Source organism: Faecalibacterium sp. DFI.5.82 (assembly GCF_029076575.1).
GTDB classification, from domain to species: domain Bacteria; phylum Bacillota; class Clostridia; order Oscillospirales; family Ruminococcaceae; genus Faecalibacterium; species Faecalibacterium duncaniae.
In genome coordinates, this window is sequence record NZ_JARFIS010000244.1 from 1 (window position 1) to 333 (window position 333).

General features: G+C 65.5%; 1 pseudogene. It reads right to left on the reverse strand.

The window, feature by feature from the left end:
• Nucleotides 1–12: 12 nt before the first annotated feature.
• Nucleotides 13–333, reverse strand: a pseudogene (locus P0G09_RS16435) (exonuclease); the annotation flags it as partial.

Here is a 333-nt window from a genome sequence, read left to right on the forward strand (position 1 = left end):
GGGCGGGGATCTTTATGCTTTTCCGGCGGCTTCAGCGGCGGCCTTTTCGGCCCGGGCCTGCATCCGCTCGAACATCTGGGTGCGCATCCGTTCCCAGCGGGCAAGGCCGGCTTCGTCCGGGATCTGGACGCAGCGGGCAAAGCTCCAGTGCAGGCCGTCCCGCCGGGCCAGCTTATAGCGCTGGAATACGCCCTTTCCGGCCTCATTGCCGGTACCGGCGCTGGCAGGGCAGACCGACAGAGTATACCAGCCGCTGTTGCCCTTTTTCAGCCAGATATCGTCCGGCTGCAGATCCCCGCCGCACACCGGGCAGCTGGCAGTGATGATCTTTGG